Source organism: Embleya scabrispora DSM 41855 (genome assembly GCF_000372745.1).
GTDB classification, from domain to species: domain Bacteria; phylum Actinomycetota; class Actinomycetes; order Streptomycetales; family Streptomycetaceae; genus Embleya; species Embleya scabrispora.
In genome coordinates this window covers 16,535-33,724 of sequence record NZ_KB889681.1, presented here as the reverse complement: position 1 = coordinate 33,724, position 17,190 = coordinate 16,535, and the positions used below count along the sequence as shown (strand labels likewise).

The window sequence follows — 17,190 nt, the reverse complement described above, 5'->3', positions numbered from 1 at the left end:
GCGTTCGGCTCACTCGCTCGGGACCACACCACCCGCGGCTGCCGGCGCGGGCAGTTCGCGGCGTTGTCGGGCGATGTGCTCCGGGTCCCAGCCGGGGCGCGGGATCGAGGCGAGCAGCAGTCGGGTGTAGGGGTCGGCGGGCGCGGTGAGCAGGTCGCCGACGGGTCGGTGCTCCACGGTGCGGCCCCGGTGCAGCACGAGCGCCTCGTCGCACAGGTAGCGGACCACGGCCAGGTCGTGGCTGACGAAGATCAGCCCGATGCCGGTGTCCCGGCGGATGTCGGCGAGCAGATTGAGCACCTGCGCCTGGACCGAGACGTCCAGCGCCGACACCGCCTCGTCCAGGACCAGCAGCGCGGGCTCCACCGCCAGTGCCCGGGCGATGGCCGCGCGTTGGCGCTGGCCGCCGGAGAGTCCGCGCGGTCGGGTCGCCGCCTCCCGGGGACCGAGGCCGACCTGGGCCAGCAGTTCGCCGATCCGCGCGCTGCGGGCGGCCGGATCGCGCACACCGTGCAGTCGCAGTACGCCGTCGAGCGTCGCGCCGATGGACAGCCGGCCGTCCAGGGACAGGTAGGGATCCTGGAAGACCATCTGGACCGCCTTGGCCCGGGCCAACCGGGCGGCCCGACCGCGCACGGTCTCGGCCAGGGGCGTACCGCGCACCATGATCCGGCCCGCGTCGGGGCGTTCCAGGCCGAGCAGCATCCGGGCCGTGGTGGTCTTGCCCGAGCCGGACTCGCCGACCAGGCCCAGCGCGCCACCGACCGGCAGCGAGAAGGACAGGTCCTCGACGGCGACCACCTCGCCGGTGCCGGTGCGATAGGTCTTGCGCAGGCCGCTGACCTCGATCAGGGGTGTGCCGTCATGGGGTGTGACGTCGGTGGTCAACGGTCCTCCGAGTCCGGGGCGAGGTGGGCGAGCACGGGCGGCTCGAGTTCGTCCGCGCGATGGCAGGCGACCCGACCGGCGCCGTGCGGTTCGAGCACGGGCGGCGCCTGATCGCACCGTCCCGGCTCGGCGAACCGGCAGCGCGGCGCGAACGCGCACCCGGTCGCGGACTCCAGCAGGCTCATCGGCGCGCCCGGGATGGGGGCGAGCCGGGTCAACGGCCCTTCCTGCGGCGGGGAGGAGCCGAGCAGTCCGGCGGTGTAGGGGTGACGGGGGCGGGCGAACAGCTCGTCCGCGGTCGCCGTCTCCACGATCCGTCCCGCGTACATCACGTAGATCCGGTCGCACGAGGCGGCCGCGAGTTCGATGTCGTGGGTGATCAGCAGCAGGCCCAGGTCGCGCTCGCGGCGCAGGCGTCCCAGCAGGGCCAGGATCTCGGCCTGGGTGGCCACGTCCAGGGCGGTGGTCGGCTCGTCGCACAACAACAGCCTGGGTTCGCCGCACAGGGCGGCGGCGATCATCACGCGTTGCAGCATGCCGCCGGACATCTCGTGCGGGAACTGGCGCAGGTGGCGCTCCGGGTCGGGCAGGCCGACGGCGGCCAGCAGTTCCGCCGCGCGGGCGTCCGCCCGGGCTCGGGACCAGCCGCCGACCAGGCGCAGCGCCTCGGTCAGGAAGTCGCCGATCCGACGCACCGGGCTGATCCCGGCCCGGGGGTCCTGGAAGATCATCGCCGCGATGCCGGTCCGCACCTCGCGCAGCCGCGCGGCGTCGGCGCCGACCAGGTCGATGTCCTCCACCCGGACCCGGCCGGCCAGGTCGGCGCCGGCCGGGAACAGGCCGAGCGCGGCGCGGGCGGTGACCGACTTGCCGGAGCCGGACTCGCCGACCAGGGCCACGGTTTCGCCGGCGGCGACGGTCAGTTCGATCCGGTCCAGGATCGGCCGGGCCATCCCGGGGAGTGTGACGCTCAGCGCGTCGATGTCGAGCAGTGCCATCAGGCGTCCCTTCCCGCGACCCGGTCGGCGAGGTGTTCCCCGACGACGTTGAACGCGACGACCACCAGCACGATCGCGAGCGCCGGCACGATCGCGGACAGCGGTCGTTCCTGCAGAACGGCCGACTGCCCCTGGTTGATCATCGAGCCCCAGTCGGGCGTCGGCGGTTGTACGCCCAGGCCCAGGAAGGACAGTGCCGCGAGGTCGAGCAGCGCGTAGCCGAAGTTGACCGTGGCCTGGGCCAGCACGGTGGGTGTGATGTTGGGCAGCAGGCCGCGGACCGAGACGAACACGGGTGAGTGGCCCTGGACCCGGTAGGCGGCGATGTAGGGCCGGGACTTCTCCGCGGCGGCCAGGCCGCGGACCAGGCGTGCGGTGTAGGGCAGGTAGGCGACGGCCATGGCCAGTACCGGCGCGGTCAGGCCCTTGCCGAACAGGGCGACCGCGAGGATCGCCAGCAGCAGCGCCGGGAAGGCGAACAGGATGTCGAGCACACGTCCGATGGCCGCGTCGACCCAACCGCCGCGCCACGCGCTGAACAGTCCCACGGCGATGCCGGCGACGGTGGCGAAGACGACCACCGCGAGCGGCCCGAACAAGCTGGTGCGGGTGCCCTCGATCAGGGCCGAGAAGGTGTCGTGGCCGCCTTGGTCGGTGCCCAGCCAGTGCGCGGCGCCCGGATCGGCGAAGGTCTCCGACAGCGCGCCGAACCTAGGGTCCTGCGGGGCCAGCCACGGTGCGGCCAGGGCGACCACCAGGAACACCGCCAGGATCACCAGGCACGTGTTCACCAGCCACGAACCGCCGAGCCGGCGGAGCCTGCGCAGCGGGTCGCGGCGCGGCGGGGCGGCTGCGGAATCAAGCGTGACGGCGCTCATCGGGCGCTCCCTTGTGCCGCGACCCGCGGGTCGATCAGCGGATACAGCAGGTCCACCAGTGCGTTGATCAGCACGAACGCGGCCACCACGAGCAGCACGATGGCCTGCACCACCTGGAAGTCCTGTTGGCTCACCGCCTGCACCAGCAGCGAGCCGACGCCGGCCATCCCGAACGCGGTCTCCACCAGCGCGGTGCTCACCAACATCCCGGAGACGAGCAGCGCCGAGACGGTCACGATCGGCCCGAGCGCGTTGCGCAACACGTGTCGCCTGATCACGCTGCGCCGCGGGATACCGCGACTGAGCGCGACCTCGACGTGCTCGCGGCGCAGTTCGTCGAGCATCGCGGTCCGGGTCACCCGGGTGACCAGCGCGGTGAAGGTCACCGAGAGGGCGATCGCCGGCAGCACCACGTGGTGCAGCCGGTCCAGCGCGCCCTCGCCGTTGCCGAATGTCGGGAACCAGCCCAGCTGTACGCCGAACACCGAGCGCAGCAGGATCGCCGCGACGAACGAGGGCACCGCGGCACCGACGGTGACCATCAGCAGCACGGTCGAGTCCGCCCAGGTCCCCCGGCGCAGCGCTCCGACGATTCCGGCGCCGACCCCGAACACCGCGATCAGCAGCATCGAGACGCCGATCAGCAGCAGCGAGGCGGGCAGTCGGGACCAGACCACGTCGCCGACACCCTGGTGGAAGAGGTACGAGCGGCCGAAGTCGCCCTGCAACACGCCCTCCAGCCAGTGCCAGTAGCGCACCGGGAAGGGGTCGTTGAAGCCGTACTGCTCGCGGATCGTGTCCAGTTCCTGCGGGCTGGGACTGCGTCCCTTGACCAGGAAGCTCACCGGGTCGCCGGGAGCCAGGTAGAGCGAGGAGAACACCAGAAAGGAGGTGACCAGCAGGGTCGTCGCCATGCCGGCGAGGCGGCGCAGCGCGGCCAGGGCGAGCGCCGGGCCGCGCCCGCCGCGCCCGCCGGATCGGCGGGTCGCGGCGGGCACGGCTGCCTCGGTCGAGGATGCGAGGGTCAACTCTTCGCCCCGATCTCGGCGGCCCACGGGTAGTAGAGGTAGGCGATGGACGGCTGCACGCCGGTGATGCGCTTGCCGAGGAAAACGCTCACCGGCGAGGTGTACAGCGGCAGCCACGGCAGTTCGCGCAGCGCGATCTGCTGGGCCTGCGCGGCCGCGGCGGACTGCGCGGCGGGGTCCGGGGCGCCCAGGGCCTGGTTCACCGCGGCGTCGAACTCCGGGTGCGACCAGCTGCCGTAGTTGCTGAACGCGCCGGTCTGCAGCGAGCCGTACATGTCCAGCGGGTCGGTGATCGAGGTGTACCAGAAGGTCAGGAACAGGTCGATGCCCTTGCGCGCCTGGGGATCGGTGAACAGCGAGGAGTACTTCTCCGGCGAGATGGTGTCGATCTGCGGCTTCAGGCCGATCGCGGTGGCGGCCTGGGCGACGGCTTGGGTGATGATCGTGGTCTGCGAGTCCAGCGGGCTGGTGGCGATCACGATCTTCTGCCCGTTGACGCCGGCCTTGGCGGCCAGTTCCTTCGCCTTGGCCACGTCGTACGGGTATGCGGGCGTCGCCTTGGTCAGGTCGTCCCGGACCGGGCCCGGGGCGCCGGCCCAGACGTCGTCGGTGACCAGCGAGTTCGCCACTTGGCCGATGCCGCCCACGCCGGCGTCGACGATGCCCTTGCGGTCGATGGCCATCAGCAGTGCCTGACGGACCCGGGCGTCGCCGAGCGGGCCCTGGAGGTTGCCGACCACCTCGTCGGCGACGGTGGTGTTGCGGCCGAAGTAGAGCTTGCCGGCCGGGGTGTTGCGCAACTGCCCGTAGGAGTTGGCGGGGACCATCCAGCCGCCGTCCACCTCGCCGGTCTGGAAGGCGTTGACCCGGGTGGTGGCGTCCGGCAGGAAGACGAACTTCACCTGTCCCGACTTGGCCTTGAGGTCGGGGTTCCAGTAGTCGTCGAAGCGCTTGAGCACGATCGACTGGCCGGCGGTCCAGGAGGAGAACGCGAACGGGCCGGTGCAGTTGACGCCCTTGGCCGGGTTCCCGTAGTCCTTGCCGGCCTTGGCCAGGGTGGCCGCGGACTCGACCGTGCCGGGGCTGGCGGCGAGGTACTTGTTGAAGGTGGAGTCCGGCGTCTTGAGGGTGACCGTGACCTGCATCGGGCCGCTCTTGTCGACCGACTGCACGTTGCGGTACGGGTAGGCCCAGTAGCTGCCGACCTCCGGATCGAGGTTGCGGCGCAGCGAGGCGACCACGTCGTCCGCGGTCAGTGCGGTGCCGTCGTGGAAACGCACGCCGGGACGGATCTCGTAGACCCACGAGGTCGGCGTCGGGTTGGTGTACGAACTGGCCAGGCCGGGCGAGGTGGTCAGGTCCGGGTTCCAGCGCAGCAGGCTCTCGCACACGTTGGCGAGGATCTGGTTCGGCGGGTAGTCGAAGGCGTACGCGTAGTCGATCGACGCGGGCTCGGCGAACAGCGACCACGTGAACGAGTCGATCGGCGTGCCGGGCGCCGTCTTGGCGGTCAACTCGTAGGCGTGGTCGCCGGATGCGGCCGGCTTGCCGCTGCCGCCGTTGCACGCGCTCGCGGCCAACGTCGCGGCGAGGGCGCAGGCGAGGGCGATGCGGCGGAGGCGTCTTGGGCGTCCGGTACGAGGTGCGGGCATCGTCTTCCTCCGGGAGGTGGGGGCGTGGCGGTCGGGCGGGGCGGGGTCCGTGCTCGATGGGTCGTGCGGTCGGCGGCGGCGGTCAAGCGGTCGCGGTGTCGTTCGCGGTGCGCGATCGGTCGCGGTGCTCGATCGGTCGCGACGCTCAGTCGGTCGCGGTGCTCAGTCGGTCGCGACGAAGACCGGGTGGCCCTCGACGTAGGTGCGGCGGACCCGGGTGGTGGCGATCTCCTGGGGCGCGCCCGCGAACGGGTCCCGGTCCAGCACGACGAGGTCGGCATACTTGCCCTCCTCGACCGTGCCGGTGACGTCGTCGAGGTGGTTCACCCACGCGCTGCCGGCGGTGTAGGCGGTCAGTGCCTGGGCCAGGGTCAGCGCCTGTTCGGGCAGGAACGGCTTGCGCGGAGCCCGGTCGGTGGGCGCGTTGGGAGCGTCGTGCGGCACGATCCGGTTGACCGCGACATGGATGCCCCACAGCGGGTCGGGGCTGCTCACCGACCAATCGCTGCCCGCGACCAGCCGGGCGCCGGCTCGGGCCAGGTCGCCGAACGGGTATTGCAGCGCGGCGCGTTCGGGTCCCAGGAACGGGATGGTCAGGTCGTCCATCTGCGGTTCGTGGGCCGCCCAGAGCGCCTGGATGTTCGCGGCGGCGCCCAAGGCGGCGAAGCGCGGCAGGTCGTCGGGGTGCACGACCTGGAGGTGGGCCAGGTGGTGCCGGTTGTCGTTGCCCCCGTTGGCCGCGCGGGCGGCGGCCAACGCGTCCAGGGCCTCGCGGACCGCGCGGTCGCCCAGCGCGTGGAAGTGGATCTGGAACGCGAGTCGGTCCAGTTCGCGGACCGCCTCGGCCAACAGCTTCGGATCGACGAAGCTGAGGCCGGAGTTGGCGGTGGCGCAGCCGCATCCGTTCAGGTAGGGCTCCAGCATCCCGGCGGTGAAGTTCTCCGCGATGCCGTCCTGCATGATCTTCACCGTCGTGGCGGCGAAGCGACCGACGCGACCCGTGCGCCGGCGTTCGACGATGTCCGGGATCTGCTCCAGGCCGCGTTCGCGGTCCCACCACAGGGCGCCGACCACGCGGGCGGTGAGCGAGCCGTCGCCGGCGGCGCGCAGGTAGACGTCGAAGTTGTCCGGGTTGCCGGGGAAGACGCCGATCATGGCGTCCTGCCACGCGGTCACGCCGAGTCCGTGCAGGTGGCGCTGCGCGGCCAGCAGCCCGGCGAGTGCCTCGTCGGGGGTGGCCGGCGGTACGTGGTCGCCGACCAGGTCCATGGCGCCCTCTTGGAGCATGCCGCCCGGGGTGCCGTCGGGCTCGCGCTCGATCCGGCCGTCGGCCGGGTCGGGGGTGTCCCGGTCGACGCCGGCCAGGGTCAGCGCGAGGCTGTTGACCCACGCGCCGTGGCCGTCGCGGTTGGTGAGCAGTACGGGTCGGTCCGGCACCACCGCGTCGAGCATGGCCCGGGTGGGGATGCCGCCCGGGAAGACGTCCATGGACCAGCCGCCGCCGCAGATCCAGTCGGCGTCGGGATGGGCGTCGGCGTAGCCGGCGATCACCGCGAGGTAGCCGTCGACGGAGCGTTCGCCCGCCAGGTCGCAGCGTCCCATCTGTACCCCGGCGACCGCCGGGTGTACGTGCGCGTCCTGGAATCCGGGGATCAGCAGGCCGCCCGCGAGGTCGACCACCTCGGTGTCGGCGTGCACGAGTTCGCGCACCGCGTGCTCGTCGGCAACGGTCAGGATCCGACCGTCCCGGACCGCGACCGCGGCGTCGATCGGGGCGGGCGAGGTCGCGGTGAAGACCCTGCCTCCTACAAAAACGGTGTCGGCCCTGGGCCGGGTGGTCCCCATCAACGCGTCCTCTGGGTCGGTTCGGTGTTCCGCGGTGCCTTGTTCGGTGCGGTGCGGTGCGGTGTACGGAGCGGTGCGGTGTACGGAGCGGTGCGGTGCCCGCGTGTGCATACCTCGGCCGGGTGAACGCGGTGGGCGTGGGCCGTGGTGAGGAGTGAAACGGCAGCGCAACAGTGTTGTCAACAGTGATGCGCATTCCGACGGTCGAATCGATACACTGGCCCCACCATGCCGAAACCACCCGCAACCCCAGTCCGCAGCAAGCGAACCGGCACCCAACTGACCCCCGAGGCGATCATCGACGCGAGCCTGCGCATCGCGGCGCGGGGCAGTTCGGACGCGTTCACGATCCGCCGCCTCGGCGAGGAGCTGGGCACCGACCCGACCGCGATCTACCGGCACTTCCGCGACAAGGACGAGCTGCTGCTGTCCGTCGCCGACCGCACGCTGGGCGAGGTGCTGGACAGCATCCCCGACGGCCTCGACTGGCGGGGTCGACTGCGCGCACTGGCCGACGGCTCGCTCGCCGTCGCGCTGAAATACCCGGTGGTCGCCTCGACCATGGCCAGCCGGACCACCAGACGCCCCAACGAGTTCCGCGTCGTCGAACTCATCCTCGGAATGGTCACCGAAGCCGGCCTCGACGGCGCCGACGCGGCCCTGCACTACCGGATGGTCGGCGACTCGCTGCTGGCGTACGTCGGCCAACGCGCGGCCTACCTGCTGTTCGATCCCGAGGTCCGGGCGTCGGACGAGTCCGCCTGGAAGGTCGAGTATCGACTGGTGGACAGGGGAGGATTCCCGCACATCACCCGGCTGGGTGCCGAGTTGGCCGAGGTCTCGCACGACCAGATCTTCCACACCCGGGTGGAGGCGCTGATCACCGCGATCGAGCAACGCGCGGCCGCGATCCGGAAGAGCTGACACCCCGGCCGCACAAGCGGGCCGGTCCGACTCACCCTGGCAATAAACGAAGGTCTTTTTCGCACAGCGCCTGCGCAACACTGTTGACATCAGTGATGCGCAGGCGCTTCACTCTCGTCCCATCGCACAGGTCGCGCTTCGCTCGCCGACCGGTCCGGGTCCCCTTGCCGCAACCGGCCGTGTTCGCCCGACAGGGCGAACGCCACCGCTCGGCACTTGTCGCCACGATCCCGAGACGAGGGATTTCATGCCCAAGGAACCTTCCGGCCCACGTACCTCTCCCGCACGAACCGTCGACCGCGCCGGGCTGCCCGCACCGCTGCGCGCCGTCTTCGCCACCCACGCCGAGGCTCGTCGACGCGGTTTGCCCGTGGCCGAGGTGGCCGGCGAGCAGGCCGAGGCGGTCCGGCTCGAACGGGCCCGTCGCGCCGAGGAACGCGAGGCCGCGGCCGGCCCCAGCCGACGCCGACTCCTCGGCGGCGCGGGCGCGTTCGCCGTCGCCGCCGCCGCACTGCCGGGTGGGCTGCTCGCACCGTCACGCGCCTCGGCGGCCACGTCGAGCGGCGCACCGCGCATCGTCGTGGTCGGCGCGGGTCTGGCCGGACTGCGCTGTGCACACCGGCTCTGGACGGGCCGTACCCCCGTCGCCGCGACCGTGTACGAGGCCGCCGACACTCACCTGGGCGGCCGCTGTCGATCCCTGCGCGGCTACTTCGCCGGCGGTCAAGTGCACGAGCACGGCGGGGCGTTCATCAGCTCGACCGATACCGCGATCCTGGCCCTCTCCCGCCGACTGGGACTGAACAAGGAGGTCGCCGCCGGCGGCGCGCTGGCCACCGGGGACTACAAGGCGTGGATCGACGGCGCCGGGTACGACGGCGCCGTCCAGCAGGACGACTGGGTCGCGCACGCCTACAGCGCGTTCAGCGCCTCCTATGCCGCCGCGGGGACACCCCGCTACAACAACTCCACCGCCGAGGCGCGTCGGCTCGACCGGATGTCCGCCCTGGACTACCTCGCGGAGATCGGGCTGCCGGCGAGCTCCCGGCTCGGCCAACTGATCCAGTCGCTGCAACTGCAATCGGGCGGCGAGCCGGGCGACTGTTCGGCGATGGGCCTGATCGGCTTCCTCGGCTCTTCCGAGGTCTTCGGCGGCGGCGGCTTCGACGAGAAGTATCATCTCGTCGGCGGGAACGACCAGTTGGTCAGCGGCATGGTCGCGGAACTCCCGACCGGCGCCGTCAAACCGGGCCATCGACTGGTCGCACTGCGGCAGAACGCCACCGGCAGCTACACCTGTACGTTCGACCACGCCGGCAGCACGGTCTCGGTCACCGCCGACCATGTGGTGCTGGCGCTGCCGTTCAGCACGCTGCGCGACGTCGACCTGTCCGGTGCGAGCCTGTCCGCGCTCAAGCTCAAGGCGATCCGCGAGCAGGGCATGGGGCAGAACGCGAAGATCGTCACCCAGCTCACCCGCAAGACCTGGCCCGCGGTCGGCGGCAACGGCATCAGCAACACCGGCCCCAACGGCTATCAGACCGCCTGGGACGGTTCGGTGCATCTGGGCGAGAACGGCGCGCCGGCCCTGTTGGTGAACTTCCCCGGCGGCAACGTCGCCCGGAATACCCTCACCGGAGCGGCGCACGGCCCGGCACCGGCCGCCGACGTGCAATGGTTCCACGGACAGATCGAGCATCTGTTCCCGGGCACCACGGCGGCATACAACGGCAAGGCGTACGAGGACCATTGGTCGCTCGACCCCTGGTCGCTGGGCGCCTATCACTACTACCGGGTCGGCCAGTACACCTCGATCGCCGGCTACGAGGGCGTCCAGGAGGGCAGGATCCACTTCGCGGGCGAGCACACCGACGTGGACAACTCCACTCTGAACGCGGCGGTGGCCTCCGGCGAGCGGGCCGCGGACGAGATCGCCTGCCAGATCTGAGGACCGGATCGGTCGACGTCAGCGTCGTGCGGGTGCCGTACCGACAGGCACGGGCGGCTCCGCCGGCCTCGGCGGCGCCGGGTTCGCGGCGGCGGGCGTCGACCGCACGTCCGCTCCGGCGATGGGGCCGGAGCGGACGGGGCGGTGGCGCAACGGCCCACGGCCGGCTGCCCCGCCCGTGCGGTATTCGGCCGGCCTCGGACGAACCCCCGGCCATACCGGGGCTGTTGCCGACAGGGCGAGGAGGCCGGAGAGCAGACCTCGGCCGCTCGGCTCGTCGAGGCCGGCTTCGGCCTCGACGTCCATGTGCGCGCGGTTGATCGCCGTGACCGCGTCCAGCGCAGCGCCTTGATCAGGCGCTCCAAGGACCAGTTGGAGGCGTTCTCCCGATATCTCGTGGTGAAGTCGACGGCACCGCGGATGTCGCCTCGGGCAACCATCTCCCGCATCTGCCGGTCGTACTGCTGATACCGGGCGTACCAGCGCAGCGCCTCCTCGGCCGCCGCCCGCTCGCCGGTGACGGTGATGTTGCGGAACTCCGACCGAACTCCCCGCCGAACGGCGGTTCCACGCCCGCCGCGAAGCCCGGGAAGCCGGTCACGGCGACCCGCAACGCCTCGGCGTAGCCGGTTGGCCCCACGCCGTCGAACGCGGCCGGTTCCCGGGACTTCGCGACGAAGGCGCTTTCGGCGTCGACCGCCCGGGCGCGGTCGACGAGGAAACGGCTCTCGTCGCCGTTGGCCTCCTGCGCCGGCGCGTTCGCCCGGGTGAGCGCGAGCACCGAATCGAAGGCGTCCTCTTGGTCACCCGCAGATGCTCCGCCGCCGACAACGCCGTACCGGTCCCCGTCCACACCAGCGCCGTGGTGTGCCGTTGTCGCCGTTGCTCCCCCGCATGCCTTCGACGCTAGGCGGCGCGACGATCGGCGAGCGGAACCCGTATGCCGCACATACGCGTTCGCGCGGAATCCGAACGCGACCTTGACAGCGACGGGGTGGCGGGTGGTGCGGCGCCGGCATCACACGGAGGGGGTGGAGGGATGCGGCGGGACGCACGCATGCCCAGGTCACGCCATCGCACACCGCCACCGCGCACCGCCGTTCCCCCACGCGCCACGCCGCGCCCCCAACCCGGCTCCCGCGCTCCGCCACGTCTCGTCCGCGTCCTGCGGCCCCACACCCGACGTCCCGGCCGTGCGGTACGGCGGGCCGGGTGGGAGCGCCGGTGGCATCTCGCGCGGAGGAGGTGGCGAGGTGGTGGCGGGACGCGCGTGGATGTCGCCGGGCGTAAGAGCCGCGTAGGGGCGGTGGGCCGGTGCGTCAGGGGCTCGTGAAGGCGGGGTTCGGGTGGGTCGGCGGCGCGTACGTTCGGACATGTGGCACGGCCTCCGGGACCCGCCCGCAGCTCGCCACCTCACGGGCGGAAGCGGGGACGGGGTGGACGGTCCTCGGCGGCCGTCCCGATGCCGGGTCTCGGCATCGGCAGCGCGAAGGAGAACACACGATGAAGGTGACCGGTTTGGGCATCGCCGCCGTGGGGAGTTGCACGGCCGCCTCGCCGATGCCGTCCCTCCTGGTCGACGAGGCCGCGCTGCGCGACACGTTGACGCGGGGCGAGCTCAGCGGCTGCGATCTGGACGAGCAGTACTGCCTGTTGTGCGACCGGGCCGCCGCCGGCGCGCCGATCGCGCTGTCCGGGCGGCTGGTCCTGGATCGACTCGGCGTCGGCCGGATCCACGCCTACCACGCCGTGCACTGCGGCGACCATCCGCTGTCCGCAGTGGGCACCCTCGCGGCGCACCTCACGGTCGATCCGGCAGCGCGGCGCGGCCTGGTACTGGCGCCTTCGCACGAGGGACGGCCCGCGGCGGCGGCCTTGGTGTTGGAAAAGGGGTTGGCTCGTCATCGCCTGTTGGCCGTGTCCGTGCGCGACCACCGCGCGAGCGCTGATCCGCACCCGGGCATCCGCATACCCGGAGCGCGCCCGACTCGCGCGGCGCCGGAGGCGCGCCCGCGAATCGCGGCGGCGGGTGTCGCGGTGCGTCGGCACGAGCCGGGGCGGTCCGCGGTGGCCACGATGGTCGACCGGGTCAGTGTTTCCTGGCGGGAGCACCTCGGCGAATGCCTACAGGACGCGCCGATCGCGATCTCGGCGGTGATCGCGCAGACGTTGCGTCAGGCCGGGATCGCGTGGTCGACGATCGACCACGTCGCGCTGCACACGCCGTCCGCCGAGACGAACCGCGCCTTCCGCCGCCACTTCGGCCTCCAGCGCCACCAGGTCACCGACATCGGTCCGGAAACGGGCCACTCCCGGGCCGCCGGCCTGCTCATCGCCGCCCGGATGGTCTTCGAGTCCGACCACCCGACCGGCACCCGCGTACTCGTGACCTCCCTCGGCGGCGACGGAGCGCTTGCCGCCGCCGTGGTGGAGATCTGAGCCTTCCCGGGCGGCCCTGTCATCAGCGCCGAAGCATCGCCGAAGGCACCGCCGACCGCCCGGGACGGCCTCGCTCCGGTGACGCACGCAGTCGTGGTCGGTACTCCCGGGTAGGAGACGGCGTTCCGGCGGCGATCGCCTCATCGGCGTCGGAATGGCAGGATCGAGCTCTCCCAACGATCACGCTGTCGAAATCCGACAACGGGAACGCAGTGCACCGCTTTCACCGCAAGGCCATGTGCCTTCAAGGCGGGCAGTGCGACTGGAACCGGCGCAGTGGAAGGTTCGAATCGTGCACAGAGGCTTATCGAGGGCCGCGGCGGCTTTCGGCGTGGCGACCATTGTGGGAGGGTGTGCGGCGTCGGACCCGGAACCTGTTTGCAGTGCCTCGGCCCAGGCGCCGGTGGAAGTTGAGGTCGCTCCGGACTTGGCCGATCGAGTCACCGGCATCTCCGTGCGATTCTGTCGCGCAGGGGCATGTGACGAATCGTTGGTGATGTTGCGGGCCGCCCAGGAGGGCGCCGGCCGGGTCGGCAGCGTCTTCGACGTGCGCCTGTCGGCACAGCCCGTGGAGACCACGGTGCAGGTGAGCACCTCTTCCGCCGAACTCCCGTTGATCTCGCAGCTCACGATCACCCCTCGAAGGATCCGCCGCGGCGCGAATTGCGGAGTCGACTACCACGTACAGCTCCACGTTGCCCGTGACGGAGGTGTCACCCAGTCCTGATTCGCCCAGGGCCACGCGGCCCCCACGGCGTGCGGGCCACTTCGGCTCGCCGACCTCGGCGGCCGGGTGCGGTTACGGCTGCGCCGCCAGGAACGGCAGGACCACGTCGGCCATCTTCACCGGCACGGCGGCTACGGGCCGAGGCGTTCCGCGCCCTCGGGCCGGCCGGCGACGCCTCGGCGGGCGACACCCCGGCCGGCTCCGAGCCGGGTGTGCCGCTCGGCGCCCCGGTCAGCGCACCGTGACGTCGTCGACGAACACGGAGCCCTGGCCCGGGCCGCCGCGGCGCTCGAATTGCACGCCGATCTCGCGGACGTCCTGGGGCGATCCGACGCCGGACAGGTTGAGCGTGAGCGTCCTGGGGTCCGGGCCGACCGGGACCGCGCCCGCGTCGTACCACGTGTTCGACGCCGTGGTCTTGACGTAGAGCTTGGCGGTGCCGCTGCCGGCGGCGGCCCGGACCGCCGCGCTGAGGACCCGACGGCCCGTCAGGTCCAGGTTCGCGCGCCGGTTCAGGTACGCCTCGGGCGCGGCCGGGTCGACCTCGGCGCGCAACGAACGGACGCCCTCGCTCGCCCAGTCGGCGGTGCTCACCGGCGCGGTCGCGGTCAGGTATCCGGTCCAGCCGTCCGTCCCGGACTCGAAGCCCGCCAACGCCGCGGGCGGCGCGATGGCGGCGACGTCGTCCACGTACACCGCCGTTCGTCCGCTCGCGCCGGGTGCGGAGGTGAACAGCACGCCGATCTCGCGCACGTCCCGCAGATCGGCGATCCGACTCAGGTCCAGGCGCAGCACGGCGCCGTTCGGGCCGATCCGGATCGCTCCGCCGTCGTACCAGGCCATCCCGGCGCCGGTGCGCACGTAGAACTTGGCGGTGGTACCGGTCGCGTGGTTGCCCCACTCGGCGGTGCGCACGGTCGCGGTCAGTGCCCGGTATGCGCTCAGGTCCAGCGGCGCGACCCGGTTGAGGTACGCCTCGGGCGCGGCGAGGTCGATGTCCGCCTTGAGGGATCGGCCGCCCTGCGCGGACCACTCGGTCACCGACCACGGCCCGGCGAGCACGCGATAGCCGCCCCAACCCTGGGTGTCGGACTCGAAATCGGCGAGCGGGACGGGCGTACCGACCGGCGCGGGTACACCCTCGGTGCGCGCCGCGGTGGCGACTTCGCCGCGCACGATCGTCCAGGGGTCGTTCATCAGCCGACCCGCGCCGATGTTGGCGGTCGGCCGCCACTGGTCGTTCCACGCCATGAAGTAGGCGGTGGCCGGGAATCGGGTGCGGATCGCGTCGATCCACTTCCCGTAGTCGAGCGGGGTCTCGATCGTGCCGCCGGAGCCGCTGCGCGGACCGATCTCGGCGAAGGCGAACGGCTTGCCCAGCGCCACCAGTTCGTCGTAGCCCTGGACCGCCGCGGGCTCGCGGACGTAGCAGTCGAGGCCGACCACGTCGGCATAAGCGCCGCCCGGGTAGAAGCCCGAGCGGTTGCCGTAGCCGCAATCCGGTGCGTACACCCACAGCAGGTTGTGCAGGCCCTTGACGTCGGTCAGGTAGGTGTACATGTCCCGCCACACCTCGGCGAAGGTCTGCGGGTTCTGCGCACTCCACCAGAACGAGTCGCCGTTCATCTCGTGCAGCGGCCGGAACAGCACCGGCACGTTCGCGTCGGCGAGTTCGCGCAGCCCCTCGGCGACCCGATCGAGTTCCGCGTGCCACCGCTGTCCGGTGCCGCTGCCGCGGTCGGTGAGCCGATCGAAGGTGGGCAACTTGGTGAACAACCCACTCCAGTCGGGCTGATCGGGGTTGGGCAGATGCGCACTGACGGTGACCAGACCGCCTGCCGCCGACCAATCCTTCAGTGTCGCGTTGCAGGTGTGGTCGATCGCGTTGCCGTCGTGCCCGTAGTCACAGCCCACCAGCCCCGGGTACGCACCGGTCTGCGCCTTCAGCTCCTCCACCTGAGTCAGTGAGAACGTCTTCCCGCTGTATCCGGCGAACTGCCCCGCCACCACCCGGTTGTGCGCCCGATTGGACAGATGGGTCAACCAGTCCCGCACATCCCGCGTCGCCGCACTCGCCTGCGGGTCACTGGGATCCGTCGTATGCGCGCGTGCGGCAGGCGCCGCCGCGAAGCCCGCGGTAAGTGTCATGGCCAGTACGGCCGTCCAACTACGCCATCGTGATCGCATGCGTTCGCCACCCCCGTGGTTCGTGATCTTCACGATCGAACGAAGGGTAACGCCCCCCATCCGCAACCGGCCCCACTCCTCCTTCGACGAGGTGGAACGGAACGTCACCACGCAGGTCCTCGGTTCCGGGGATGGCAAGCGCATGCCGCTTCCCGAATCCACCCGATTCGATGCACACTGACTGTAGCCAGACCGTGACGCACCGAAGGATGCCTATGGACGAGCACACCGAGAAGCCTGGTTCCGAGAAGCCCGACGACGAGGGCGGCCGGCTGTTCGTAACGCGGCTCGAGGGCCGGTGGTACGTCATCCCGGCGACGATCGCGGGCATCCGTGAGTCCCTGCCCGAAGACCAGCGCGGAGACTTCATGAAGGCGATCGAGAACACCCCGGCGCGAGACATGCTCGCAACGATGGTCCGGTGGTCACGATCCACCACCGACATGCAAGAAGCCGTGGAGCGCGTCCACGACTGGGTGCAAGAGATCCACGAGGAAGCCGAAGCACGCATAATCATGGGGGAGGACCGCGATGACGTACTCCGTACGGTGGAGTCACGATTGCGAGCAGGCCCGCCGCGACCTGAGTCCGGCTCAGCGGCGCGACCTTGACAGCGGGATCGCGCGCATCGCTCAGGACCCATACGGGTCCGGCTCCAGCGCCACATACAGCAAGGACAGGCGCGAAGCAACGTGCGGATCAGTGTTCGTGGTCTATCAAATCACGGCAAGCGAGCTGGTGATCACGGTGGTTCAGATCATCTGACGCAAACCGCGAGAATGCCTCCAGCCCCACGTGCGAGGTTGGAGGCATCCGTCGCCGGTACTCAAAGGCGATAGCACCCGTACTCGCGCGGGGCTCGTGCGCCCGGGGGAATGGGAAACGCCATGGAGTCGGCCGGTCGTTCCCCGTCACCCGGATACCAAATGGCATCGTCCGGTTCCAGGAGCGCGAGTTCGGCGGTCCACGCGGGGCGGGCCGGGTCGAAGGGCTGGACGCGAACCTGGTCGGTGTCCGCGTCGATGTGCTCGATCAGCCCGGGGGGATGCGTCTTTCGCAGACGCTCGTCCTTGTGCTTCACCTTGCTACCGACCCGACCGAGTGTGTCGCCGGCGCCCATCGACGTACCTCCGATTCCGTCTTGTGCGCGGGAGGGGTGGTGCCGCACCACAGCCAGGCCAGTGACCGCGGTGCGGCGGTTCAGGGGGTGGGCCGGGTCGGCCGCTCGGCCGGGCGAACGCTGTCGGACGGCATGGCCCAGGCGACCCGGCCGCCCGGGGGCTGCACCGTGAGCGTCTGCTGCCCGTCGGGGAGGGGTTGCGCCATCAGAATCTGCCCGGGGTGACGCACCCGGCGCACGGCCTCGTCGGCCGGTTCGACCCAGTCACCCTCGCGGTACATCGCTGCTCTCCGAGGCGGGTACGGGCGCTGCGGCCTCGTCCTCCAACACCCGGAGGTTCGCGCAGCGCGTCCGGAACTCGGTGCCGCCCGGGAGTCGGACGAACGCCTGAAGGTTGATGACGGCCGCGAACGTGCCGATGCGCCCCGACAGTTCGCAGCGAACCGTGCGTTTGCCGTTGGCCTTCCAGAAGCGGGCCACGTGGTCCGTGGTCCAGTCGCGGGGGTCGCTGGGGTAGCTCTCGGGGGTAGGCATACCTGTCCTCTCGGTTGCCGTC

At 71.3% G+C, this 17,190-nt stretch carries 15 protein-coding genes; 5 read left to right on the top strand and 10 right to left on the bottom strand.

The genetic code is table 11. The features are described 5' to 3' along the window. Window positions 1-9: 9 nt before the first annotated feature. From A3IC_RS0129670 to A3IC_RS0129645, 6 genes are all read right to left on the bottom strand, one after another. The gene (locus tag A3IC_RS0129670; protein ID WP_020553711.1) at window positions 10-888 is read right to left on the bottom strand and encodes an ABC transporter ATP-binding protein; all 879 of its coding nucleotides are present in this window, start codon (window positions 886-888) and stop codon (window positions 10-12) included. Continuing rightward, entirely contained in the window at window positions 885-1,886 is a 1,002-nt protein-coding gene (locus A3IC_RS57285) for an ABC transporter ATP-binding protein (protein WP_020553710.1), read from the bottom strand. The genes A3IC_RS0129670 and A3IC_RS57285 overlap by 4 nt, the downstream gene beginning before the upstream one ends. Further along, window positions 1,886-2,764: an ABC transporter permease gene (locus tag A3IC_RS0129660; protein WP_020553709.1), complete on the bottom strand. Its 879-nt coding sequence runs from the start codon at window positions 2,762-2,764 to the stop codon at window positions 1,886-1,888. Before A3IC_RS0129660 ends, A3IC_RS57285 begins: the two co-directional genes overlap by 1 nt. Continuing rightward, complete coding sequence (locus A3IC_RS0129655; RefSeq protein WP_040877370.1) at window positions 2,761-3,792, bottom strand: ABC transporter permease subunit; 1,032 nt, start codon at window positions 3,790-3,792, stop codon at window positions 2,761-2,763. Before A3IC_RS0129655 ends, A3IC_RS0129660 begins: the two co-directional genes overlap by 4 nt. After that, a complete protein-coding gene (locus A3IC_RS0129650; RefSeq protein WP_052173870.1) occupies window positions 3,789-5,444 on the bottom strand; it encodes an ABC transporter substrate-binding protein in 1,656 nt (551 codons plus the stop codon). Before A3IC_RS0129650 ends, A3IC_RS0129655 begins: the two co-directional genes overlap by 4 nt. A gap of 162 nt (window positions 5,445-5,606) precedes the next feature. Further along, entirely contained in the window at window positions 5,607-7,289 is a 1,683-nt protein-coding gene (locus A3IC_RS0129645) for an amidohydrolase (protein WP_040877378.1), read from the bottom strand. 228 nt (window positions 7,290-7,517) lie between these two features. Here A3IC_RS0129645 and A3IC_RS57280 point away from each other — a divergent pair, with 228 nt between their 5' ends. From A3IC_RS57280 to A3IC_RS0129625, 4 genes are all read left to right on the top strand, one after another. After that, complete coding sequence (locus A3IC_RS57280) at window positions 7,518-8,213, top strand: TetR/AcrR family transcriptional regulator (RefSeq protein ID WP_020553705.1); 696 nt, start codon at window positions 7,518-7,520, stop codon at window positions 8,211-8,213. 247 nt (window positions 8,214-8,460) lie between these two features. Beyond that, a complete protein-coding gene (locus tag A3IC_RS57275; protein WP_020553704.1) occupies window positions 8,461-10,161 on the top strand; it encodes a flavin monoamine oxidase family protein in 1,701 nt (566 codons plus the stop codon). 1,503 nt (window positions 10,162-11,664) lie between these two features. After that, on the top strand, window positions 11,665-12,600 hold the full coding sequence (locus tag A3IC_RS0129630) for a 3-oxoacyl-[acyl-carrier-protein] synthase III C-terminal domain-containing protein (RefSeq protein ID WP_020553703.1): 936 nt from the start codon (window positions 11,665-11,667) through the stop codon (window positions 12,598-12,600). A 493-nt stretch (window positions 12,601-13,093) separates the two neighbouring features. Further along, window positions 13,094-13,327: a hypothetical protein gene (locus A3IC_RS0129625; protein WP_020553702.1), complete on the top strand. Its 234-nt coding sequence runs from the start codon at window positions 13,094-13,096 to the stop codon at window positions 13,325-13,327. 231 nt (window positions 13,328-13,558) lie between these two features. On the opposite strand, the gene A3IC_RS57270 is transcribed toward A3IC_RS0129625, so the two are convergent. Continuing rightward, window positions 13,559-15,475, bottom strand: a complete 1,917-nt coding sequence (locus A3IC_RS57270) for a glycosyl hydrolase (protein WP_086018495.1) — start codon at window positions 15,473-15,475, stop codon at window positions 13,559-13,561. Between the two features lie 254 nt (window positions 15,476-15,729). On the opposite strand from A3IC_RS57270, the gene A3IC_RS57265 reads away from it, so the two are divergent. Then, entirely contained in the window at window positions 15,730-16,125 is a 396-nt protein-coding gene (locus A3IC_RS57265; RefSeq protein WP_040877369.1) for a hypothetical protein, read from the top strand. 215 nt (window positions 16,126-16,340) lie between these two features. On the opposite strand, the gene A3IC_RS0129605 is transcribed toward A3IC_RS57265, so the two are convergent. The 3 genes from A3IC_RS0129605 to A3IC_RS0129595 form a co-directional block, all read right to left on the bottom strand. Further along, window positions 16,341-16,634, bottom strand: a complete 294-nt coding sequence (locus tag A3IC_RS0129605; protein WP_020553698.1) for a hypothetical protein — start codon at window positions 16,632-16,634, stop codon at window positions 16,341-16,343. An 80-nt stretch (window positions 16,635-16,714) separates the two neighbouring features. Continuing rightward, entirely contained in the window at window positions 16,715-16,915 is a 201-nt protein-coding gene (locus A3IC_RS0129600) for a hypothetical protein (protein WP_020553697.1), read from the bottom strand. Next, on the bottom strand, window positions 16,899-17,168 hold the full coding sequence (locus tag A3IC_RS0129595; protein WP_020553696.1) for a hypothetical protein: 270 nt from the start codon (window positions 17,166-17,168) through the stop codon (window positions 16,899-16,901). Before A3IC_RS0129595 ends, A3IC_RS0129600 begins: the two co-directional genes overlap by 17 nt. Window positions 17,169-17,190 lie beyond the last annotated feature (22 nt).

Coding starts and splice junctions, on each gene's coding strand:
- A3IC_RS0129660 (WP_020553709.1), bottom strand. CDS start 2,764: ATGAGCGCCGTCACGCTTGATTCCGCAGCCGCCCCGCCGCGCCGCGAC.
- A3IC_RS0129650 (WP_052173870.1), bottom strand. CDS start 5,444: ATGCCCGCACCTCGTACCGGACGCCCAAGACGCCTCCGCCGCATCGCC.
- A3IC_RS0129600 (WP_020553697.1), bottom strand. CDS start 16,915: ATGTACCGCGAGGGTGACTGGGTCGAACCGGCCGACGAGGCCGTGCGC.
- A3IC_RS0129630 (WP_020553703.1), top strand. CDS start 11,665: ATGAAGGTGACCGGTTTGGGCATCGCCGCCGTGGGGAGTTGCACGGCC.
- A3IC_RS57280 (WP_020553705.1), top strand. CDS start 7,518: ATGCCGAAACCACCCGCAACCCCAGTCCGCAGCAAGCGAACCGGCACC.
- A3IC_RS57275 (WP_020553704.1), top strand. CDS start 8,461: ATGCCCAAGGAACCTTCCGGCCCACGTACCTCTCCCGCACGAACCGTC.
- A3IC_RS57270 (WP_086018495.1), bottom strand. CDS start 15,475: ATGACACTTACCGCGGGCTTCGCGGCGGCGCCTGCCGCACGCGCGCAT.
- A3IC_RS0129595 (WP_020553696.1), bottom strand. CDS start 17,168: ATGCCTACCCCCGAGAGCTACCCCAGCGACCCCCGCGACTGGACCACG.
- A3IC_RS57265 (WP_040877369.1), top strand. CDS start 15,730: ATGGACGAGCACACCGAGAAGCCTGGTTCCGAGAAGCCCGACGACGAG.
- A3IC_RS0129605 (WP_020553698.1), bottom strand. CDS start 16,634: ATGGGCGCCGGCGACACACTCGGTCGGGTCGGTAGCAAGGTGAAGCAC.
- A3IC_RS57285 (WP_020553710.1), bottom strand. CDS start 1,886: ATGGCACTGCTCGACATCGACGCGCTGAGCGTCACACTCCCCGGGATG.
- A3IC_RS0129645 (WP_040877378.1), bottom strand. CDS start 7,289: ATGGGGACCACCCGGCCCAGGGCCGACACCGTTTTTGTAGGAGGCAGG.